We start from the raw sequence: 19,223 nt of genomic DNA on the forward strand, positions 1-19,223 counted from the left end.
AATCTATTATAAATCAAATCACATGTAATTTGATTATTGTTTTGGCATAATCCATACAATTTGTTGAATGCGTACAATATATGGCACCGTATCTTCAATGAGCAAATGATCGGGTTTCACATCCTTTAATTTACCTCTTATATTTCCTCTTACAGTTTCAATAACCACATGTTTACCAATTACTGATTGTAATGTCTGATATACATAGGGGTTAGGCACACTTACCATATTTTGTTTACTAAAGTCATTTCCCTCCAAATAACTCATTCTATAAGACTCCTTTCTAACTCGCATTCTTTCTCCTAATATATGATGTAAATCTTATAAATATGCTAGAAGGATAATTCATTATATGAACGGAAATAACATTTTAATAAGATACGGTTCCTATTCCTAAATTGCTAAAAAATTATTTATATAAAGTTACTTTTACTAGTTAATAGGTGATGATATAGGGATATTTTGAATGTACATCTAGGTTGTTCCTTTTAGGATATGTATCATTTTAAATACGCCCTTTATTAGAATAGTACTCATACTTTTTTTGAGATTCTTTCGTAATACGTGCGTTAAGTAAAATTGCTAACAATAAAAACACTCCATATTTTCCCCCTGTAGCTCCTATGATAATCACACTACTACAAACAAGTACAATTAATAGGATAAACGAAACTAAATAAATACGATCATAATTCTTTGACATCTTCTCGTATTTTATGCGTTCTTTCCTTGCATCCATCTAAATTCCTCCTTTAAATAATTCATTTTACTCTCAAATAAATCTAGCCCTTAAAAAGGAAACAATCTATCGTTTTAAATAATTAGTTTGTTTTTTATCAACTACTTTATATAACGTAAAAAGAAATCCTACCAATATTAAGCTCTCCACCATGATAATCCCGACCACCTCCTTCCTTTTAATCCCAACATATCAGATAAAAGTTATCTATATCCCATATTAGCTGCAACAAGCAAAAAAGGATCCCCCCTTCTCTTAAAGGCCGATCCTTTTCTCCTTGTATGCAACTATTTTTACCTATTCTTGATTAATTAGAATAATAGCTGATCCATCTACACGAATTCCACCAACTTCGATTTTTTCATAAGACTCAACTGTAATAGAGATGATCCCTTCTCGCTTCTTTAATTCATCACTTAATTCTTTTGTTAACATTTTTTTCATGTGTGTACTCCTTCTTACTGCTTAATTTACTAGTGGTATGTAAATAAAATTTAAATTGGTTTCCTGGTCTGGAAACCAATTTTTTGTAGTTGACCATATGGTGTTACCAGTTCGTTTATCAATTTTACGTAAAGAAGATAAACAATTACTATTCACCGTCTCAGTACATATAAGGCACTCTTAAAGATAGTGGTGAGATTGATTGTTTTTTCTTCTAGAAATAATGACTTAGATAGTATATTACCTAAAACAATGAAAGCCCTACCTCTCTTTCATCCTTACGGCTCCTTGTCCGTGCCAGTTTGAATCAGGATTGTAAAAATCAAGTGACTATTTAATCGAGTTATTTGATGAAACTTCAAACGTTCTTAAAAGAAATTTAAAAATAAAAATGGATTAGATTGAAGTAATAACAAAAGAGGTATCTACTCTAAAAGTGAGTTGAAGAAATTGAATATCTTTGAAATACTTTCCTTTTAATAATCATTATACACCCAGAAAATTCAGGATATTCCCGAGGGATGTCATACAGTATTTATAATAAATCTCAACAGAAACTTTTTATTTGTTTTTCAGTGATTCCTTTAATTAATTCTAGCTCACTGACCAAAAATTTATATGCATCATCCAACAATTTTTTTTCGCTTGTATTCAGTGCTTTTTCCTTCTTTATACGGATTAAATCACGTATAACTTCAGCACCTTCTTGTATTTCACCCGTTTTTATTTTATCTGTGTTTACTTTATGCCTTTGTTTCCACGGCATTAATTCACCTGATTCTCCATGCTGAAAAATGTGTATAATGCGCGTTAATGTAAGTATATCAATAACTGGGCGTATATTCGAACTCAATATTTTGCCCTTAGGAATCATGATTTGCATATTACTAAGGGACATTTTTATGACATAATAAAGTTGCTTTTTCCCTGAAAACTCTTTTTCTTCTATGGCTTCAATTATACCTGCTCCGTGCATTGGATAAACAATGTTATCGCCAATTTGAAACATATAACCCACCTCCATATGTGGTAACCTTCTCAAGCTTAACACATATGTTGTTTTTCATCAAATATTCAATAATATCATGAGTTTATTTTTGGTGTCAATCACTTTTTTCTTCGGAAGTTAAATTAAGTAAAACAGCCGCAAAATAATAGAGAGCGTTCTAGATTTCAAATAAAAGAAAAGGGAATTCCCACGCGTATATTCTGAAATCTCTACTCATTAACGTAGATCAGTTTTTCCTTGAAAACGGCCAAATCGATCCCGTATTTTTTTCAATCTTATATGATACTCCAAAATCTCAATTCTTGCTTTTTCTGCTAGAGGGGCAAGTGGTCGTAAGTCTTTTAACCCCCAATACTCAACCACTACATCAAGTACTTGATCAAAATATTGTAGTGGCCCATAGTTTGCTTCTTTTGCAATCACAGCCATTCTATTTTCAAAATCAGGCATGACGGCACCTGGCATTTTAAAATTCCTAATCACATTGGCAATATGGTAGCAATAATTTGGTTCCAATTCTAAATGTGTTCGAATAACATCTCGATAAAACGCATAATGAAGTGTTTCATCTTTTGCAAGACGGCGTAATAATGTAGCAAGATCTGGATCATGCTTACTTGCCACCTTAGCTACATTATTGTAAAACACCATTGTTGCAAGTTCTTGTAGCGTCGTATACGTCATGGCTTCGATTGGTGTATGAAAATCAGGCTCAAATCCACACTCAACGACTGATTTTCTTAATTCATGTATACGTTTAGGGTTTACACTTCGAGTGAGTAGTAAATATGTCTCTAATAAATTCGAATGTTGATCCTCTTCTGAGGTCCAAGTATGAATAAAGTCTGTAATAACAGAAAGGGAACCTTTAAAAGTCGCAGATAAATACGTTGTAAACCATGGTAAATTCACTTCTGTTAATAAAGCTGTTTCAATGGCCGTAATTACACCAGAAGGGAGAGTAACTTGACTTTCATCCCAAGGAACTCTTTTAAAGTCCATTCCCTTATCCCATGGTAAAAACTCATGATAACCCCAGTCTATCTTTTGCGCTCTTATTTTATGTTGTTCATACAGTTCTTTTAAACGTGGTTCTAATCGGAAATCTAAATCATTTGTTAGCATATAAGTGCCCCCTTTTCTTACCATGGATATTCAGCTTATTTTTATCTTTTAAAATTTTCTACAAATAAATATTACTTTCCTTTTTTTAAATCAAACATAACAAACTTGTAACAAAACTCTTTAAGAGTGCTATATTTTCATAGGATTTTTTTATCAAAAGAGGGACCGTTACATCTATTTTCTTTTTTATAAAATAGATATTGAGGCAAACAATATGTTAGTTAGTCAAAATAAAAAACTAACCTCAGTAAATACAGAATAACATTCATGGATAAAGATACTCGTCATGTTGTAAATTTTGGTGAGTGTAAAAAGGTGCATGCCTATAAAGAATCGTTTTATAATAAAGATTGATAGTGTTTTATATACACTATCAACTTATTTAGACGTAAGATTATAATCCAATATATTAGATTAAGCGCTTGAAAAAAATACAGTTGATGAGATAGCCTTAAACGACAATTCCCAACAAGCTTCATGCACATTGGCTATGATGAGTTTGAAACAGTATACAACAAAAGGGACGAGGCGATAAACATGCAGTCAACGGAAGTGCATATGAAGGAAAAACAACGTAGAGAAAAAATAGAAATTATATTTAGTCACAGGGTAAAAGGGGAGAATTTTTTTCACGGTTCTTCCTATCAATGGAAAAACATTGTATATCAAAATTATAATAGGATACAACAAAAAGAGTTGGAAATTGAACAACTCATTTCAAAAATGGAAAAAGAAGGGATCCGTTTTACGCAGCACCGTTCACTCATACACTATCCCGTCATTGATTTCGTAAAATATATAGCTAAGATTTATAAGGAGCCCCTCGAAATAAAATAATCATATTTATAAAAGGTTTATTTCCGGGGGTTTTTTTAACTTAAAACCAGGGGTAACCACCCCATTTCTATCAAGATAAAGTTTTATAACACCCCCAAAACGAATTTTTTAGGTTTTATTGTGAAAAAAGCCTATTTATCGTTTTGGGGGTGACCTGTTTTCTTAGGTTGATGGGGTACCGCCATCAACCTAAGATTACCCAAAGATCTAAAAAGCCATACCATTGCTTCTCCACGACGAGATCGTGAAATACATCAATCACAGCCTTTTCTATCGAACTTGTAGCAACTGCCCAGCTGATTCCATGAAAAATATGTAAAATCACTAAGCATATAGCCCCTGTTATCCAAGTATAAAAATACATTGTCTTTACAAATAATACTCAAATATTTTTGCAACCTTTTCTTTTATTTTTTCTTTTATAGATAATTGGTTGACGTCAGAGGATGTTACTTGCTTTGAATTTTGTAAGTCTGCATTAATCACTGGTTTTATTCTCGAAATATAGATAGGGTCATGAATATAACAGTTCATTTCTTCATTTAAATGAAACGAGCGTGAATCAAAATTCACGGTCCCAACCATCAATACTTTTTCATCAATCAAAAATACTTTACCGTGTAACACCCCATTTTTGTAACCATATACTTCCATCCCTTGTTTTAATGCTTTTCGGATATATGGATATGCTGCTTCTTTAACTAATAGTGCATCCGAATGAGGTGAGAATAGAATTTTGACACGGACTCCCCTCTTTCTTGCATCTACTAATGCGTTCCAAATAGTTCTGTCTTTTGGTATAAAATAAGGTGTTAATATAATAATGGATTCTTTTGCTTGTTGAAACAGCATTTTATAATCTTGCCCAAGTTTTTCTCCACTATAATATGCAGTAAATCGTTGCGAGGTTGCTCCCTTTTCCTTTACCGCACTGTGTATCGGAATCGGTTTCTCTGAGTTTCTCTTCCAGTCTAATACAAATTGTTGTTCTAAATCTTGAACTCCTTCTCCTCGTATTTGAAGATGATAATCTCTCCAATAACCAAGTTTTTCTTTTTCCCCCAAATACTTCTTTCCGATGTTGAATCCACCAATGTAACCAACCTTTCCATCAATAACTGAAATACGACGATGATTCCGATGATCCAAAGAAGAAAAAAGATAAGGGAAAGCAGGTTTATTGTAATATGTAAAATGAACTCCTTTTTTAACTAATAATTCTCTTTCCTTTTTCTTTAGTAAAATTCCACCTAACCTGTCCAAAGCATAGTATACTTCTACACCTTCTTGACTTTTTTTCCGCAATAAGTCTAGAAACTGATGGCTTACTTTATCATCAGCAATAGAAAAAAAGTTAACATGCACGTAATACTTTGCTTTCTCTATATCTGAGAATAGTTGATTGTTTAACTGTTTCCCATCTGTATACAAAGTAATATCACTTTGACGCATAGGGTATTGACTAGAATTCTGGCTAAATACCCCATTTTTTTCGGCTATCGTTCTGTCAATTTCACCCCAAACAAACAGAACTAAACATCCACCGATAAATAAAAAGAGGAATACTCGGAAAATTCTTCCTATCTTTTTCAGCATATTTAATCTCCTTTATATATTATCGTTTTATTTCTGTTAGTTTTTGTTATTGGGACAAAACTATTCCATGCATCTATTAGCTTAAAAAACCCTTCTTTGAATGATTAACTATAAAATTTCTCATTCGCATAACCCTAAAATTGGAAGTCGTACGATGATAACAAAATAGGCACTCTATATTTTGAAGTACATTTACAAGGAGGAATACTACATGACAATAAGTACTAAACTTAAACAAACTATCGCTGGATTAAAGAGTGCTCAAGCATGCCTAGAAGGATTTGTTCTTGATACTGATAACAAGCAAGCAAAACAATTATATAAAGGTGCAGCACAACAAACTCAAGAAATTATTGAATCTTTAAATCCTCGTCTTCAACAAATTGAACATGAAGAGCCTCAGTACAAGTAATAACATAATACCTTTCACATAGAATATCGTCCCCATGGAAGAGTGCCCAGCTTAAATAACGATTATCATAATGCTGATTACGATTAAAGGTTCTCACCATATTGCCAGCAATTCAAGAATTCAAAATTACCCCAAAACGAAAAAATGAGTTCAACTCTCATGGACACCTATGAAAAGATGAAATTTTCGTTTTTGGGGCATTTCAAAATGTTAGCTTGATTGGCATAGGGGTAGCGCCACACATCCATCAACTTAAGAAGAATAAACGCCACCAAAACAAAAAAAGCCCCAAATTTTTCTTGAAAATAAGTTGGGGCTTTTGAACCAGAAAAGTATATTTTTAACTATGAAAACTACGATGAATTTTTCCTTTTTTCCTACTTGCTAAATTCAGCAAGTAAAATATTTTTAAAAGGATTAGGACTGTCAGCTCTACCCAAACTGTTCCAATTGACGACCACCGTATGCTTGCCTCCAAGTTTACCTCCAACAAGAGTAGTAAACCCTAGAATGCCACCTGTGTGTCCCCATATCGAGACACCGTTCGGAAGCTTAGTTTCATAGATTCCAAGACCATATCCATCGATTCCTTCTTTTCCTGTAGGAACTGTAGTAAGCATTTGTTTTAGTTGCTGTTCCTTCAGTAATTTGCCACCGAGCAAGTAAGAGAAGAATTTGTTTAAGTCGTCAGCAGTAGAAATCATATCTCCAGCAGAGCTACCTGCACTTGGGTTATAATAAGTAACGTCTTTTAGCTCACTTGCTCCGTCTGGTTGGATGTATCCACGGGCATGGTTAGTGCCTGGAATAACACTTGAATTGCCTGGTAGGAATGTATTCGACAATTCAAGTGGTTCAATAATCCGATTTTCAATCTCTTCCGCATAGCTGTTTCTGGTTACTTTTTCAATGAGAATGCCCAGTAATACGTATCCTGTGTTTGAATAAGACCAGCCCTCTCCTGGGGCAAAGTCTGGAGGCAGAGAAACCCCCATCTTCACTAACTCTTCAGCCGTATACGATTTTTTTGTATCCGTAAAATCAGCGTCTTTTGACCTTGAGTATTCAGCGATACCACTTGTATGGTTCAATATATGCCGGATAGTAATCTTGTTACCATCATATCCATTTCCTTGAATGACACCAGGCAACCAGTCTTCGATGTAGTCGTCTAGATTCAGGCGATTCTCTCCAGCTAATTGAAGTACAACTGTTGCGGTGAACGTCTTCGTCACACTCCCAATGCGAAAGCGAAAATCTGTTTTCATTGGTTTCTTGGTTCTCAGATTCGCTATTCCAGCGGCATACCCCCACGTTTTTCCACCCTCAGAAGTTTTAGCAAGTATCCCCGGGTATCCAAGTTGCAATGTATCCCGCATTGCTTGCTTGACGGAAGTACGATCTCGTTGAGTATTTGTTTGTAACGAACTAGATACATTTTGAGTGAGCTCTGCTTTTACAATTGAATTTGGTGTTGTATATAACAGGGAACTTCCAGCTATTAAAAGGGCCAGACTTGCACATGTAATTTGACTACGTATTTTCATAAGGCATTCCTCTCCTCTATTCATATTGTATAAGTGTTTGCTTACTGTTCCTTACTTCCTGACAAGACTTAGGGAAAGGCCTTCACGCATATAGATTAAAGCCCCATTACAAATGGTATCTATCAATACCAACAATTTGAGCCATTTAAATCTCCATCTCTCCTATAACAAAATTATTCAAAGATATGAAAGCATACTATGTACCCTTAGTTATTGTTAGTATTAACACAACATGAGACATAACCCCAACCCATATTTTACTTTATTTATCCATAATATGTATTGAGAAAGAATGTAAATTTGAATCCTTTCCGTAACACAACTGTTGATCGTTTTTTTCATCTATTATAATTAGTTATTTAGAATTTCATAATAAAAAATTGTAAAAAAAATAACGAGTCACTTAACATACAGGAAGCGGTTGAAAAATATGTCTATACGCACAGTTTTCTTTTTTGATATGGTGAACCCATCGCCATCAAGGTAAGGTTTTGAAGTACCCACTAAATGAAATTTTTTTTTCTCTACAGGTAGTTATTTTGAGAAGTCATCTCATTTTTTGTTTTTTGGGTGTTACTTTTTCTTAAGTTGATGAATGTGGGGTACCGCCACATCACTATCAAGCTTATAAAAGCAAATACCCCCTAAACGAAAAAATAAGCCGTTTTCTATTAAAAATACACGAAATTTTCATCCTGGGGGTGTTATAAAATTCTTAAGTTGATGGGTATGGGGTAGCACCACATGCCCATCAACCTAATACAATAAATAATCCCCAAAACGAAAAAATTCGTTTGGGGATGTTCTTATTTTATAATTGATAGATATAAAACATAAATTTTCAAGAAAAGTATTAACGATTTGCAAATTGGGTTGCTATATCTGTTGCATCTTCTTTATTTAAGTGGTAAATGGAATCATCTCCTATACGTTGAACATACGCTTCATCAAAGTATGGTTTCACACTAAAAAATAATACTTTGAATTTGATTTTTTTACCATCATCTAATACAAAGTCAATGTTACGTTGAGAAGATTCCTCAAAAAACTTCTTCTTCCAAAAATCTTTTTTTGTTACAATATCTTTCTGACTACTTAGTTTTTCAAACACTGATTTTGCTTCTTGGCCATAATCTCTAAATATACCTCCAGCAACAGAATCAGTCTCTAAGTATTTTATCTTTGAAATCAGATTAGGAGTTAAAGAACTCTTATTCTCATCTCCTACTAAAGACATGTACATAAATATAAATAGAAATATAACTAATAATCCTAATATGATTGTTTTCATTTATTGTCTCCTGTTCTAAAAAAATAGTTCCTGTCTATCATACCAAAAATAGGGAATGTGCTTTAGAATTTATAAAAAATATAATTAGGATTAAATTAAAACCTTCGAAAAACCCTGTTATAAAAACGGAAAAAGCGTTAACCTTTCTTTAGAATCAAAAGAAAGGATGTTTTTATAATGTGCTTTTCAATTCAAGATGAGCTGCAATTGTATTCCCAAGAGTTACAACGATATATGTTACCTGATGCTTTAGAGCAATTAGCTAAAAATATAGGATTTGTTAAACGAAAAAGTAAATATCGAGCACAAGATTTAGTAGCTTTGTGTGTCTGGTTAAGTCAAAATGTGGCTCGTTCTTCATTGACACAATTATGTAGTCGATTAGAAGCTAACACCGGTATTTCCATGAGTCCTGAGGGAATCAATCAACGTTTTAACCCTCAGGCTGTTAAGTTTTTACAACAACTCTTAGCACATTTACTTCACCAACAATTTTGTTCTTCTAGCAAGATTCCAACTTTGTATACAAACTATTTTCGACGTATCCGTATATTGGATTCTACACATTTTCAAATTCCAGATAAATTCACTTCTACATATCAAGGTTCAGGTGGTAGCGGTCAAAGTGCTGGAGTAAAAATTCAACTAGAGTATGATTTACTAAGTGGTCAATTTCTTCATGTTCATGTAGGATCAGGAAAACACAATGATAAAACTTATGCTTCTACTTGTTTAACATCCCTTCAACCGAACGATGTATGTATACGTGATTTAGGATATTTCGACTTAAAAGATTTACATACTATAAGCGAGTGTGGTGCTTATTTTATTTCACGATTAAAGCTTAATACACGTATATATCAGAAGAATAAAGAACCTGAATACTTTCAAAATGGAACCATAAAAAAGCAATCTGAGTACATCCAATTAGATATGGAACAATTTATTGACCAATTACAGTCCGGTGAAACATATGAAATTCCTGAAATCTATATTGGAATGTATCAAAAGCTTCCTGCAAGACTTATTCTGTATAAATTAACTGAAACACAAATGAAGCGAAGACAAAAGGATTTAGCATCTAAAGAACATAAGCAGCAAATAACCTATAAAGAACGCAGTAAGCGGCTTAGTGCAATTAACTTTTACGTTACAAATATTCCATTGGAATATCTGCCAAAAGAGCAAGTATACGATTTTTACTCCTTACGATGGCAAATTGAGCTTATTTTTAAAACATGGAAATCATTTTTTCGTATTCATCAATGTAGTTCTGTAAAATTAGAAAGACTAGAATGTCACTTATACGGGCAATTAATAAGTATCCTTCTTTGTTCCTCTACCATGTTTCAAATGCGCCAACTACTCCTCATCAAGAAGAAGCGAGAATTAAGCGAATATAAAGCAACTTATATCATAAAAGATTATTTTTCACTTATTTATCAATCTTTGCAAAAAGACACCCAAGAATTAACAAAGATATTGTTTCGTCTGTTCAATCTTTTACAGAAAAACGGACGAAAATCCCATAGGTATGAGAAGAAAACAATTTTTGATATCTTAGGCGTCGTCTATGACTTTTCCCTGTCTCACAATCATGTAGCGTAATTCAAAAATTGAAACCCGATAGGGTTTATTTGGTATGAAAATCTTTAAAGAGCTTACACTGGATTTTTAGAAAAAAGAAAAAATCTCATATGAGATTAAACTTGCATAACCTTAGCTTGATGGGCATGGGGTAGCACCAACAAAACGCGAATTTCGTACGCTAAGGATTAATCGTTTTTTACAGTTAATTGTTTGTAGTAATCGAAGGAAGGTTACAGAGGGAGAGCTGTAACCTTATAAGCATTGGTTGGACTTTTTATACAGCAACATCATACATTCGTTACTACCTATATTAATTTAATTGAAAATATGAGATACAAAAAACATCCTGCATGTTTGAATCATGCAGGATGTTTTCTAGTCTTTATTTTTCATAATGTAAGAAACCAAACGAAGGATCTCTAAGTATAACCATACTAATGTCATCATAAGCCCTACTGCGCTGTACCATTCCATATACTTAGGTGCTCCACTCTGAGTACCATTTTCTATGGAATCAAAATCGAGTAATAAATCTAATGCAGCAACAATAATTACAATTGTACTTATGATGATACTAATTGCCCCACCTTGGTGAATATATGGAACAGTCACCCCTAAGATGCCCAGTAAGAAAACAATAAAATACATAATAAGAATTCCAAGTGTTGCAACCGTTACAACCGCACGAAACTTTTTAGTTACTTTTACTATTCGAGTTGCGTATAACACTAGCATGGCAAATAAAATCGAAATTGTTAGTAATACAGCAGTTAAAGCGATAGAATCACCAAATCGCATTGTATAATACGCTGAAATACTTCCTAATAAAATTCCTTGTAATACTGCGTAAATCGGTGCGCAGATTGGTGATATACGAGGAATGAATATAACTACAAATGCGAAAATTAGAGTAACTATTATAATACCAATTAACACAGGTATTTTCATTGTCCCTTGTGTCATCTGTACGTATGAATAGACAGACGCTGCAAGAAGTAAGATAAGCAAAATGAATGTTTTTGCTATCGTTCCGCCAATAGTCATCGTAGAAGCATTTGTATTCTCTTTATGAAATTTTTCTTTTTTTAATATTGGATTAGTTGTTCTCATTTTTTCCTCCTAAATACACTCTACCTTTAAAATGAAGCTTTATATTTCTAATTTTTTATCAATAATACGACCTGTAATAGCTGTTAGGACAATAATAAATAAGCAAGTAAAACAAATATCTAAAATAGTAAACCCTTCACTAGGATACAGTGATGTGTCAATAAAACCATTTTTATCTATGAACCCCGTACTCTTTATGGTGATTACATATTTCTCTAATTTACTTAAAACATCCAGTACAAATGTTTGGATTGTCAAACATACTGCAAGGAAAACAACTGATAAAACCATCTTACTCATTGATGACTTTATAGGAATCAGTTTTGTAATTACCATGACGAAATAGCAGGAGATTAATATACTCATGAAATCGATTCCCCATAATAAAGCAGAAAGTATGTGATGAAGAAATCCATATGCATATAACTTATGAAATTCTTGTTGGTATCCCCTGATTACTTTTCCTCCGTAGGTACTTTGTGAGAAATAGTATAGAAAAATTAAGCCTATTACTAGTAAAAGAATAAACATTAACGTGAAAAAGAATAAATTTGCATATATATATTTTTTTCCTGAGATGGCTGTATAACGTATCATAGTATTTTTTAGCATTTTATTGAAAGAAGGCAAAGCTATTAAAAGCAGTAAAAATGCAGTGATACCTATAATTAATACATATATACCCAATGTTATATCCTTTGTAAGCTGATTTGTTAGCTTTGATAGTCCAATCATATTAAATAAAAGAAGTAACGAAATAGTAATAAATCCAAAATAAAGGATGGCTATCTTTTTTCTATTACAATTAAATAAATAGCGAAAAAGTGGATTCATTTCTCAAAAACCTCCTTAAATAACTCATGTATTGCTTTTCCATGGTGAAAACGAATTTCTTCTACATTTTCATGCAATACAATACTCCCGTCTTTTAAAAAGATTACCTCATCAAATATATTTTCGATTTCCTCTATTAAATGAGTCGAAATAAGAATGGTACTATCTTCACGATAAAAGTTAAGAATTAAATCTACTATATGCTTTCTAGAAACAAGATCAATTCCACCTAATGGCTCGTCTAATACATATACTGTTGCTTTCCTTGAAAAAGTTAATATTAGCTGTAATATCCCTGTTTTCCCTTTTGATAAGATGCTTATATTCTCCTCTAGCGGGATTTTAAAGTTAGCTATCAAATCTATTGCTTGTTGTAGATTAAAATCAGCATACATATCTCGATAGAACAACAAAGCATCTTTTACGGTCATCCATTTTTCAAAAACAGGACTATCGGGCATAAATGAAACAATTTTTTTCGTTTCTAATCCCACCTTTTTATCTTTAATTGTAATACTTCCTTTGGAAGGAAATCGTAAACCCGAAATCATTTTTAATAATGTCGTTTTCCCACTACCATTTTCACCAATAAGACCGATAATTTTTCCTTCTGAGATTGTTAGGCTTACATCTTGAATCACTGTTTTTAAATTATATCTTTTCGACAGATTTTCAACTTTCAATAATTCTTTCATTCATTTCCCTCCTTTTTCTTTTCCAAAGAAGAACGGAGTATTGAGAGAACCTCTTCTTCCATAAATCCTAAGTTACTCATTCCATTTATAAAATTATTAAGCAATTCTTTTGCCATTTCTTTGCGTAGCTCTGTAATTTTTTCTTCATTCATGGTTACAAATCTTCCTGTTCCTCTACGTGTCTCAGCAATACCTTCCCGTTCTAGCTCTTGAAACGTACGTTGAATTGTATTTGGATTCACTTGTAATTCACCAGCTAATTCACGTACAGCAGGAATTTTTTTACCTGGCGCCAAACGTCCTGTTACAATTTCTTTTTTGATGTATTCCATTACCTGAACATAAATAGGGATATTAGGAGAAAAATCAGTTTTCATTTCTTTCCTCCTCTGTATTAGTGTACTAGACAAATAGTACACTAATGTAAATTATATGTAAATAGTTATTTTGAAAACCATAACAAATGGAAGGTGAGCTATTTAGTGAATTCATGTAAACACCCAAGTGTCAAAAACGAACGTTTTAGGGACTAGGTGGACTATCGGTACTGGTTAGTCCATCTCAATAGCAATAAGGTTTCTATAACCAACTAGTGAATAAAGTCCTTTTAAACTAAAATAGGCATTTAAAAAATATTGTGATATTCTATTAAAAATAACATTTTATTCACTGAATAAATTTCGATCTAGAAAATGGAGGATTTAGGATGTTAATGATGGAGCACTTTATATAACGTTATACAATCCTAATTAGAGGTCCGCCTTTTAGAAATGTTTATAAAAATTTATTAATATTATTTACATTTTTAGGAGGAATAAAGAATGCGTACAGAAAAAGAAATGATGGAATTAATATTAAGAGTTTCTAATGAAGATGATAGGGTAAGAGCTGTTGGAATGAATGGTTCTAGAGCAAACTCTAAAGTACCAAAAGATAATTTTAGGGATTACGATATCGTTTATCTTGTATCAGATTTCCAATCATTTCTAAATAATCCTGATTGGGTAGATGTTTTTGGGAAAAGAATAATAATGCAAACACCCGAGGATATGGAGTTAATTCCACCTGAATTGGATGGAAGATTCACATACCTAATGTTATTTGAGGATAGGAATAGAATTGATTTAATGCTTATTCCTATTGAGGAAAAAAATGAGTATTGTTCTGAAGATGGATTAACAATTATTCTGTTAGATAAAGATAAAAAAATGCCTATACTAGATGAGCCAACTGATGAAGGATATTGGGTTAAAAAACCATCCGCTGTTTTTTTTGCTGATTGTTGTAATGAATTTTGGTGGATTTCGACTAATGTAGCTAAAGGGTTATGGAGAGAAGAAATACTTTACTCTTATGAACACTTAAATAGTGTAAGAGAAATGCTATTAACAATGCTTGAGTGGAAAGTTGGCATAGAAACCAATTTTTCATTGAGTGTAGGGAAAAACAGTAAGTACCTAGAGCGCTATGTTAATAAGAACATATGGGAAAGTTTATTGAAGACGTACCCTAATGGAGAGTATAAACAAGTATGGAATTCCCTTTTTGAAATGATTCGTTTATTTGAACAAGTAGCTATTGAAGTTGCTGATATTCTAGAGTATCAATATCCTTATGAAGAAGCAAATAAGGTAAAGGATTATCTTAATAAAAAATAAACAACTATACCTTTAACCCCGTCCTAAATTTAGAACGGGGTTATGGTAGTTTGAACTTGTAAAATTAAATAACTTTATTGTCATTTTACATCTAAGCGTACGAAATTCGCGTAATGTTGGTGCTACCCCATGCCCATCAACTTAAGAATTCAGAATTACCCCAAAACGAAAAAATGAGCGTTTTTGTTACAAGTTAACACAAAATTTCGGTCTGGGGGTACTATAAAATTTTAGGTTGATAGCGATGTGGCGGTGCCCCTATTTAAGGCATTTCTCCTTCTAAAGTAGACAGTACTTGCAATTTTATTACGAATTACAGTTGAATTCATGTTACTTAATCGTTCCCATCCCGCTAATTTTAATATTAACCTTGACGTTTACATCGCCTTTTGCTAATTCGTTATTCCATTTATTTTGGACTTTTTTCCATTCTGGATATGTGTAAGTTCTTGCATATTCTCCAAGCCCAATAGGATCGATTTTGGCAGTTTGTATTTTTTTTATTAATTGCTTGAAATCAGCTTCCAGCTTAGTTTCAATCGCCTTTTGTAATTTTGCTGCGTCCTTTCTTGTATTAAACGAAAATAGCCGTTCTGTAATACCGATTCTCATCTTTACATCTACATTAAATATAAAATGATCATCATATCTCGCCTTTGTCTTTACATTAATACCATTGACAGCAAAACTTATCAAATCTTTATCTTGGCTATCCGAATTTAGCTTAATTGGAACTGTAAATGGAAACTCACCTGCAGTTGCCTGTTGCAAAATGCGTAATAGTTTGTTTTCATCAGATTTTAGCGTTAATTTATACCTTCCTTTTTCATCCAATAAAGCTGTACCTGTCACCCATATTTTATTCTTTTTTTTCATCTCAGTAATATGTGCTGTTACACCTTTGTCTGCTCTTTGTTCATATAGTTCTTGAAGAGTTGTTTTCACTGTGATATTTCTTAAAGAAGCTGTATCAACTAGTTTTGTTAAATATATCGGAAGCCGCGGCTTATCTTTTTGGCTATAGAAGATGACGTCTGAAACAGGTCCATCTACAGCGACAACCCTTGCGGTAACTGTATTTTTGGGATCTCGGTAAAATGGATCGAGGTATTTTTCCCAGTTTTTTCGTTTCAGTAGCCTTTTTCCAACTAAAATAACCTGTGTTTTACTTCCCGCGGTAAGCGCCATAACAGTAGCATCAAATTGGTCTCTAGCTTTTCGAACCGTAGCAGATTTTACACCAGTAGTTTCTTCTTTTATCTTTGCTTCTTTATTGAAAACCGGACTTGATATATACACTAATAAATTATCATTACGATCTAAATCGATACCAAGAACAAGAGTAAGAGAAACATCTTCAACATTTCTTTGATCAAAGCAGCCAGTCAACATGAACACCGATAACAAAATACAACATAGTACTTTTCTTTTCAATGTATCCCCCCCTGGCGAAACTTCTTATATAGATAGCAATACAGCCATAAAATCACAGGCGATATATAGGTTAATCCTAATCCAGCATTCGATAATATCTGTTGCCACATTTCGGCTTCATTCCAACTAGGATGAGTCCAAAATGTAAATCCGATGATAAGTAATAAGAGAACAACTACATGAGAGCTGTGATCTTGTTTTCCAAGTAATTGGCTTGAACAAAATACAGAACAGTATAAAGCAGGAATCCATGATGTAGAAACAATGGTTAAGTAAACAGCCAATAAAATCATGTCAAAACGTTCTAAAAAACGAAATTCAATTACTTTCAGTAAATTTAGTACCGGTTGATTATATTGCGTAATGCTATCAGGGCTAAAATAAGCAAAGCAAACTATAGTAGCAAATAAATAAAATAACATTGTTAAAGTGTTTGCTATAACCATTCCATGGACTGCATACTGTTTTTTTTGTAAAAATGGATATAAAAAGAAAGCAATATCAAACCCTAAATAAGCAAAAACAGTGGTTGGTACAGCCGTTAATATAGGTTTCCACCCTTCTTTTAAGAGCGGAAAGAAGGGCATCCAACTTCCGTCACCTTTAAGGGGGATCAAAAAAAATATCGGAATCCAAAGCGCCATATAAAAAAAAAGTTCGGAGTATCGTCCTAGAACGCTAGGACCGTTACGTGCAACAAAATAGGTAGGAATCGAAAACAAAAAGATAACGATATAGTCAGGCGTTTTCGGGAGAAGCCATCCCTTAAGGTAAAGCATAGCGTTTACAAGAACGATACAAGAATAAAAAGCGAAGTACATCATGTAAATAATAACGAATGCTTTTCCTACTATTTTTCCAAACAATCGTATAAGAATGTCATAAATCGTGTCCTCAGGATATCTTGCAGCAGTTTTCACTATAAATACACCTGATATTGTGGAGAATATCCAACCAATCAATATTGCTATCCATCCATCTGTTCCAGCTTTTTCTGCAAGTACACGTGGAAGCGATAAAACGCCAGTGCCCACCTGCACCCCATTGATTAAAATAATATACTGCATAAGAGTGATTTCATTATAGGCATACTTTTTCATAGTTTCACCTTTTATTATGATTCTTTCCTTGTCGAATAGATTGAATGGTTCCATTACCCTTAGGACGCCTTCTTAATGTCCATAAAGGAAAGCGTACAAAAGCATCTTTCATATCTGCAAAGCGGAACGGTGCTAATGGCGTTCCGTAAGAAGTACCTAGCGATTTAAGACTGCTTAGATGTCCAATTAAAGTCATCCACCCGATAACAAGTCCAACAATTCCAAATAAGGCAGCTGCTAGCATCATCGGAAAGCGTAAAAGTCTTACTGCCGCTCCCATATCATAATTAGGGATAACAAAAGAAGAGATGGCTGTAACAGCAACAACAATAATCATAATGTTGCTTACAATTCCTGCCTGAACAGCCGCCTGTCCAATGACAATACCACCTACAATTCCAACTGTCTGACCGATTGGAGTAGGTATCCGTAAAGCCCCTTCTCTCATCGTTTCCAATGTTAATTCCATAAGTAATGCTTCCAAAACTGGAGAAAAGGGTACGCGCGTTCTTGATTCTGCAATAGATAAATACAGCTCTACAGGAATAACTTCAAAATTAAAAGAAATAAACGCAACATAACTCGCAGGCAAAAATAAAGCAACCATAAAGGCGATAAAACGAAGCACCCGAATAGATGACGCAACTAACCACCTTGTACCGTAATCATCCACTCCTTGAAAAAAGGAAATAAAATTTGTTGGAGTAATTAACACATTAGGCGAATGATCCATTACAGTTACAAATCTGCCCTGTAGAATGTGAGATACTGCCAAATCAGGTCTTTCAGTTAATATAAATTGCGGAAACGGTGAGTAAGGATTATCTTCAATGAATTCTATAAGTTCGCCATTACTAGCAACAGCGTCGACTGTAATATTTTGAATTCTTGTTTCTAATTCCTTCAGCACATCTTCCGAAGCTACATCTTTCAAATATAAAATAGAAATTCTTGTTTTGCTTCTTACACCAATTACTATTTCTTTTATCATTAATTCACGATGAGGAATATATCTTCGAATCATTGCGATATTTTGACTTCCCGTTTCTATGAATGCTTGATGCGCACCTTTAAGAGCTATTTCATTATGAGCGTCTTCAACATTTCTTTGTGGCCATCCTTTCGTATCCAATTGATGTGCTGTTGTTCGACTGTGGATTAATAAAACACTATCTCCCCCCAAAATAGCATTTTCAATCTGACTCAATGTATTAATAAGTTTAATTTGTCCTAATGGAATTGGAAGTTCTTTCTTGGTATCAAAATCACTATTCATCAAAGGACTTAGAACATGATTTTGAATCAATTCTTTATCTGTTAATCCAGACAAATATACTAAAGCTGCTTCTAATCCATCTACTGTTATTTGAAACCGCCGAATCACTAAATCAGGTGCTTGACGAAATATATTTTGAATATCAGCTATGTTTTTTGATAAATCAGCGTCTAAGAGGGAGTCCTCAATATTTTTTTCCTGAAAATGAGTATTGTCTCGTATTGGAAATGACTTAGGATTATCTCTATATTTTAAACGCCTCAAAAATTTAGCCATGATTCCCTCACTTTCTATGTACCTTTTATAGTATGTTTAGTATGCATATATTAAGAAAAAATATCCTAATAACTAGAAAGGTAACATAAGAATTATTACTATAAATTTTCGGGTGCATATTTCATAAAAATCAAGTTCAAAAATAGTCCTTTAAGTTGATGGATGTGTGGTACTACCAAGCTAATAAAACTAAATTTCCTTAAAATGAAAAAATACGCTATTCTTTCTGTAGAATCATAGGAAAGGATGG

19 protein-coding genes are annotated in these 19,223 nt (G+C 33.2%); 4 read left to right on the forward strand and 15 right to left on the reverse strand.

Annotated features, from left to right (window positions below):
* Positions 1 to 33: 33 nt before the first annotated feature.
* The 5 genes from QCI41_RS05775 to QCI41_RS05795 all read right to left on the reverse strand — a co-directional run bounded on the left by QCI41_RS05775 (position 34) and on the right by QCI41_RS05795 (position 3,317).
* Positions 34 to 267 carry a YuzF family protein gene (locus tag QCI41_RS05775; protein WP_000120818.1) on the reverse strand — a complete coding sequence of 78 codons (234 nt, stop codon included), beginning with the start codon at positions 265 to 267 and terminating at the stop codon, positions 34 to 36.
* A gap of 238 nt (positions 268 to 505) precedes the next feature.
* Positions 506 to 739 (reverse strand): hypothetical protein, encoded by a 234-nt coding sequence (locus tag QCI41_RS05780; protein ID WP_000340034.1) that lies wholly within the window; start codon positions 737 to 739, stop codon positions 506 to 508.
* Between the two features lie 297 nt (positions 740 to 1,036).
* Complete coding sequence (locus tag QCI41_RS05785; RefSeq protein ID WP_353837999.1) at positions 1,037 to 1,183, reverse strand: BC1881 family protein; 147 nt, start codon at positions 1,181 to 1,183, stop codon at positions 1,037 to 1,039.
* 547 nt (positions 1,184 to 1,730) lie between these two features.
* Positions 1,731 to 2,192 (reverse strand): CarD family transcriptional regulator, encoded by a 462-nt coding sequence (locus QCI41_RS05790; RefSeq protein ID WP_097915227.1) that lies wholly within the window; start codon positions 2,190 to 2,192, stop codon positions 1,731 to 1,733.
* Between the two features lie 216 nt (positions 2,193 to 2,408).
* Positions 2,409 to 3,317, reverse strand: coding sequence for an acyl-ACP desaturase (locus QCI41_RS05795; protein ID WP_353837998.1), 909 nt, complete (start codon positions 3,315 to 3,317; stop codon positions 2,409 to 2,411).
* 537 nt (positions 3,318 to 3,854) lie between these two features.
* Here QCI41_RS05795 and QCI41_RS05800 point away from each other — a divergent pair.
* On the forward strand, positions 3,855 to 4,154 hold the full coding sequence (locus QCI41_RS05800; RefSeq protein ID WP_353837997.1) for a hypothetical protein: 300 nt from the start codon (positions 3,855 to 3,857) through the stop codon (positions 4,152 to 4,154).
* 369 nt (positions 4,155 to 4,523) lie between these two features.
* On the opposite strand, the gene QCI41_RS05805 is transcribed toward QCI41_RS05800, so the two are convergent.
* Positions 4,524 to 5,750 carry a phospholipase D-like domain-containing protein gene (locus tag QCI41_RS05805; RefSeq protein WP_353837996.1) on the reverse strand — a complete coding sequence of 409 codons (1,227 nt, stop codon included), beginning with the start codon at positions 5,748 to 5,750 and terminating at the stop codon, positions 4,524 to 4,526.
* 211 nt (positions 5,751 to 5,961) lie between these two features.
* Between QCI41_RS05805 and QCI41_RS05810 the strand changes: the two genes are divergently transcribed.
* On the forward strand, positions 5,962 to 6,162 hold the full coding sequence (locus QCI41_RS05810) for a DUF1657 domain-containing protein (RefSeq protein WP_353837995.1): 201 nt from the start codon (positions 5,962 to 5,964) through the stop codon (positions 6,160 to 6,162).
* Between the two features lie 377 nt (positions 6,163 to 6,539).
* On the opposite strand, the gene QCI41_RS05815 is transcribed toward QCI41_RS05810, so the two are convergent.
* Together QCI41_RS05815 and QCI41_RS05820 are read right to left on the reverse strand one after the other, a co-directional pair.
* Entirely contained in the window at positions 6,540 to 7,709 is a 1,170-nt protein-coding gene (locus tag QCI41_RS05815; RefSeq protein ID WP_353837994.1) for a serine hydrolase domain-containing protein, read from the reverse strand.
* An 853-nt stretch (positions 7,710 to 8,562) separates the two neighbouring features.
* Complete coding sequence (locus QCI41_RS05820; protein WP_353837993.1) at positions 8,563 to 9,000, reverse strand: hypothetical protein; 438 nt, start codon at positions 8,998 to 9,000, stop codon at positions 8,563 to 8,565.
* A gap of 177 nt (positions 9,001 to 9,177) precedes the next feature.
* Between QCI41_RS05820 and QCI41_RS05825 the strand changes: the two genes are divergently transcribed.
* On the forward strand, positions 9,178 to 10,608 hold the full coding sequence (locus QCI41_RS05825) for an IS4 family transposase (protein ID WP_353837992.1): 1,431 nt from the start codon (positions 9,178 to 9,180) through the stop codon (positions 10,606 to 10,608).
* Positions 10,609 to 10,965: 357 nt separating this feature from the next.
* Here the strand turns inward: QCI41_RS05825 and QCI41_RS05830 are convergent, their stop codons facing one another.
* Genes QCI41_RS05830 through QCI41_RS05845 form a run of 4 tightly spaced genes read right to left on the reverse strand, consistent with a single transcriptional unit; the run spans position 10,966 to position 13,606 of the window.
* A complete protein-coding gene (locus QCI41_RS05830) occupies positions 10,966 to 11,700 on the reverse strand; it encodes a Bax inhibitor-1/YccA family protein (RefSeq protein ID WP_353837991.1) in 735 nt (244 codons plus the stop codon).
* 39 nt (positions 11,701 to 11,739) lie between these two features.
* The gene (locus tag QCI41_RS05835; protein WP_353837990.1) at positions 11,740 to 12,534 is read right to left on the reverse strand and encodes an ABC transporter permease; all 795 of its coding nucleotides are present in this window, start codon (positions 12,532 to 12,534) and stop codon (positions 11,740 to 11,742) included.
* Positions 12,531 to 13,229, reverse strand: a complete 699-nt coding sequence (locus QCI41_RS05840; RefSeq protein ID WP_353837989.1) for an ABC transporter ATP-binding protein — start codon at positions 13,227 to 13,229, stop codon at positions 12,531 to 12,533. Before QCI41_RS05840 ends, QCI41_RS05835 begins: the two co-directional genes overlap by 4 nt.
* Positions 13,226 to 13,606, reverse strand: coding sequence for a GntR family transcriptional regulator (locus tag QCI41_RS05845; RefSeq protein WP_353837987.1), 381 nt, complete (start codon positions 13,604 to 13,606; stop codon positions 13,226 to 13,228). Before QCI41_RS05845 ends, QCI41_RS05840 begins: the two co-directional genes overlap by 4 nt.
* 444 nt (positions 13,607 to 14,050) lie before the next feature.
* Here QCI41_RS05845 and QCI41_RS05850 point away from each other — a divergent pair, with 444 nt between their 5' ends.
* Positions 14,051 to 14,887 (forward strand): aminoglycoside 6-adenylyltransferase, encoded by an 837-nt coding sequence (locus tag QCI41_RS05850; protein WP_353837986.1) that lies wholly within the window; start codon positions 14,051 to 14,053, stop codon positions 14,885 to 14,887.
* 330 nt (positions 14,888 to 15,217) lie between these two features.
* Here the strand turns inward: QCI41_RS05850 and QCI41_RS05855 are convergent, their stop codons facing one another.
* From QCI41_RS05855 to QCI41_RS05865, 3 genes are read right to left on the reverse strand one after another with little or no spacing between them, the layout of a single operon-like run.
* Complete coding sequence (locus QCI41_RS05855; protein ID WP_353837985.1) at positions 15,218 to 16,321, reverse strand: Ger(x)C family spore germination protein; 1,104 nt, start codon at positions 16,319 to 16,321, stop codon at positions 15,218 to 15,220.
* Complete coding sequence (locus tag QCI41_RS05860) at positions 16,318 to 17,421, reverse strand: GerAB/ArcD/ProY family transporter (protein WP_353837984.1); 1,104 nt, start codon at positions 17,419 to 17,421, stop codon at positions 16,318 to 16,320. Before QCI41_RS05860 ends, QCI41_RS05855 begins: the two co-directional genes overlap by 4 nt.
* 4 nt (positions 17,422 to 17,425) lie before the next feature.
* Positions 17,426 to 18,973: a spore germination protein gene (locus QCI41_RS05865; protein ID WP_353837983.1), complete on the reverse strand. Its 1,548-nt coding sequence runs from the start codon at positions 18,971 to 18,973 to the stop codon at positions 17,426 to 17,428.
* Between the last annotated feature and the right edge of the window lie 250 nt (positions 18,974 to 19,223).

It is taken from the genome of Bacillus cereus group sp. MG4 (assembly GCF_040460055.1).
Classification (GTDB): Bacteria; Bacillota; Bacilli; order Bacillales; family Bacillaceae_G; genus Bacillus_A; species Bacillus_A wiedmannii.

What these genes read in the sequence shown, in the direction of transcription:
- QCI41_RS05790 (WP_097915227.1), bottom strand. Translation starts at nt 2,192, where the DNA reads ATGTTTCAAATTGGCGATAACATTGTTTATCCAATGCACGGAGCAGGT.
- QCI41_RS05850 (WP_353837986.1), top strand. Translation starts at nt 14,051, where the DNA reads ATGCGTACAGAAAAAGAAATGATGGAATTAATATTAAGAGTTTCTAAT.
- QCI41_RS05810 (WP_353837995.1), top strand. Translation starts at nt 5,962, where the DNA reads ATGACAATAAGTACTAAACTTAAACAAACTATCGCTGGATTAAAGAGT.
- QCI41_RS05815 (WP_353837994.1), bottom strand. Translation starts at nt 7,709, where the DNA reads ATGAAAATACGTAGTCAAATTACATGTGCAAGTCTGGCCCTTTTAATA.
- QCI41_RS05820 (WP_353837993.1), bottom strand. Translation starts at nt 9,000, where the DNA reads ATGAAAACAATCATATTAGGATTATTAGTTATATTTCTATTTATATTT.
- QCI41_RS05795 (WP_353837998.1), bottom strand. Translation starts at nt 3,317, where the DNA reads ATGCTAACAAATGATTTAGATTTCCGATTAGAACCACGTTTAAAAGAA.
- QCI41_RS05775 (WP_000120818.1), bottom strand. Translation starts at nt 267, where the DNA reads ATGAGTTATTTGGAGGGAAATGACTTTAGTAAACAAAATATGGTAAGT.
- QCI41_RS05865 (WP_353837983.1), bottom strand. Translation starts at nt 18,973, where the DNA reads ATGGCTAAATTTTTGAGGCGTTTAAAATATAGAGATAATCCTAAGTCA.
- QCI41_RS05800 (WP_353837997.1), top strand. Translation starts at nt 3,855, where the DNA reads ATGCAGTCAACGGAAGTGCATATGAAGGAAAAACAACGTAGAGAAAAA.
- QCI41_RS05805 (WP_353837996.1), bottom strand. Translation starts at nt 5,750, where the DNA reads ATGCTGAAAAAGATAGGAAGAATTTTCCGAGTATTCCTCTTTTTATTT.
- QCI41_RS05780 (WP_000340034.1), bottom strand. Translation starts at nt 739, where the DNA reads ATGGATGCAAGGAAAGAACGCATAAAATACGAGAAGATGTCAAAGAAT.
- QCI41_RS05785 (WP_353837999.1), bottom strand. Translation starts at nt 1,183, where the DNA reads ATGAAAAAAATGTTAACAAAAGAATTAAGTGATGAATTAAAGAAGCGA.
- QCI41_RS05845 (WP_353837987.1), bottom strand. Translation starts at nt 13,606, where the DNA reads ATGAAAACTGATTTTTCTCCTAATATCCCTATTTATGTTCAGGTAATG.
- QCI41_RS05860 (WP_353837984.1), bottom strand. Translation starts at nt 17,421, where the DNA reads ATGAAAAAGTATGCCTATAATGAAATCACTCTTATGCAGTATATTATT.
- QCI41_RS05840 (WP_353837989.1), bottom strand. Translation starts at nt 13,229, where the DNA reads ATGAAAGAATTATTGAAAGTTGAAAATCTGTCGAAAAGATATAATTTA.
- QCI41_RS05830 (WP_353837991.1), bottom strand. Translation starts at nt 11,700, where the DNA reads ATGAGAACAACTAATCCAATATTAAAAAAAGAAAAATTTCATAAAGAG.
- QCI41_RS05835 (WP_353837990.1), bottom strand. Translation starts at nt 12,534, where the DNA reads ATGAATCCACTTTTTCGCTATTTATTTAATTGTAATAGAAAAAAGATA.
- QCI41_RS05825 (WP_353837992.1), top strand. Translation starts at nt 9,178, where the DNA reads ATGTGCTTTTCAATTCAAGATGAGCTGCAATTGTATTCCCAAGAGTTA.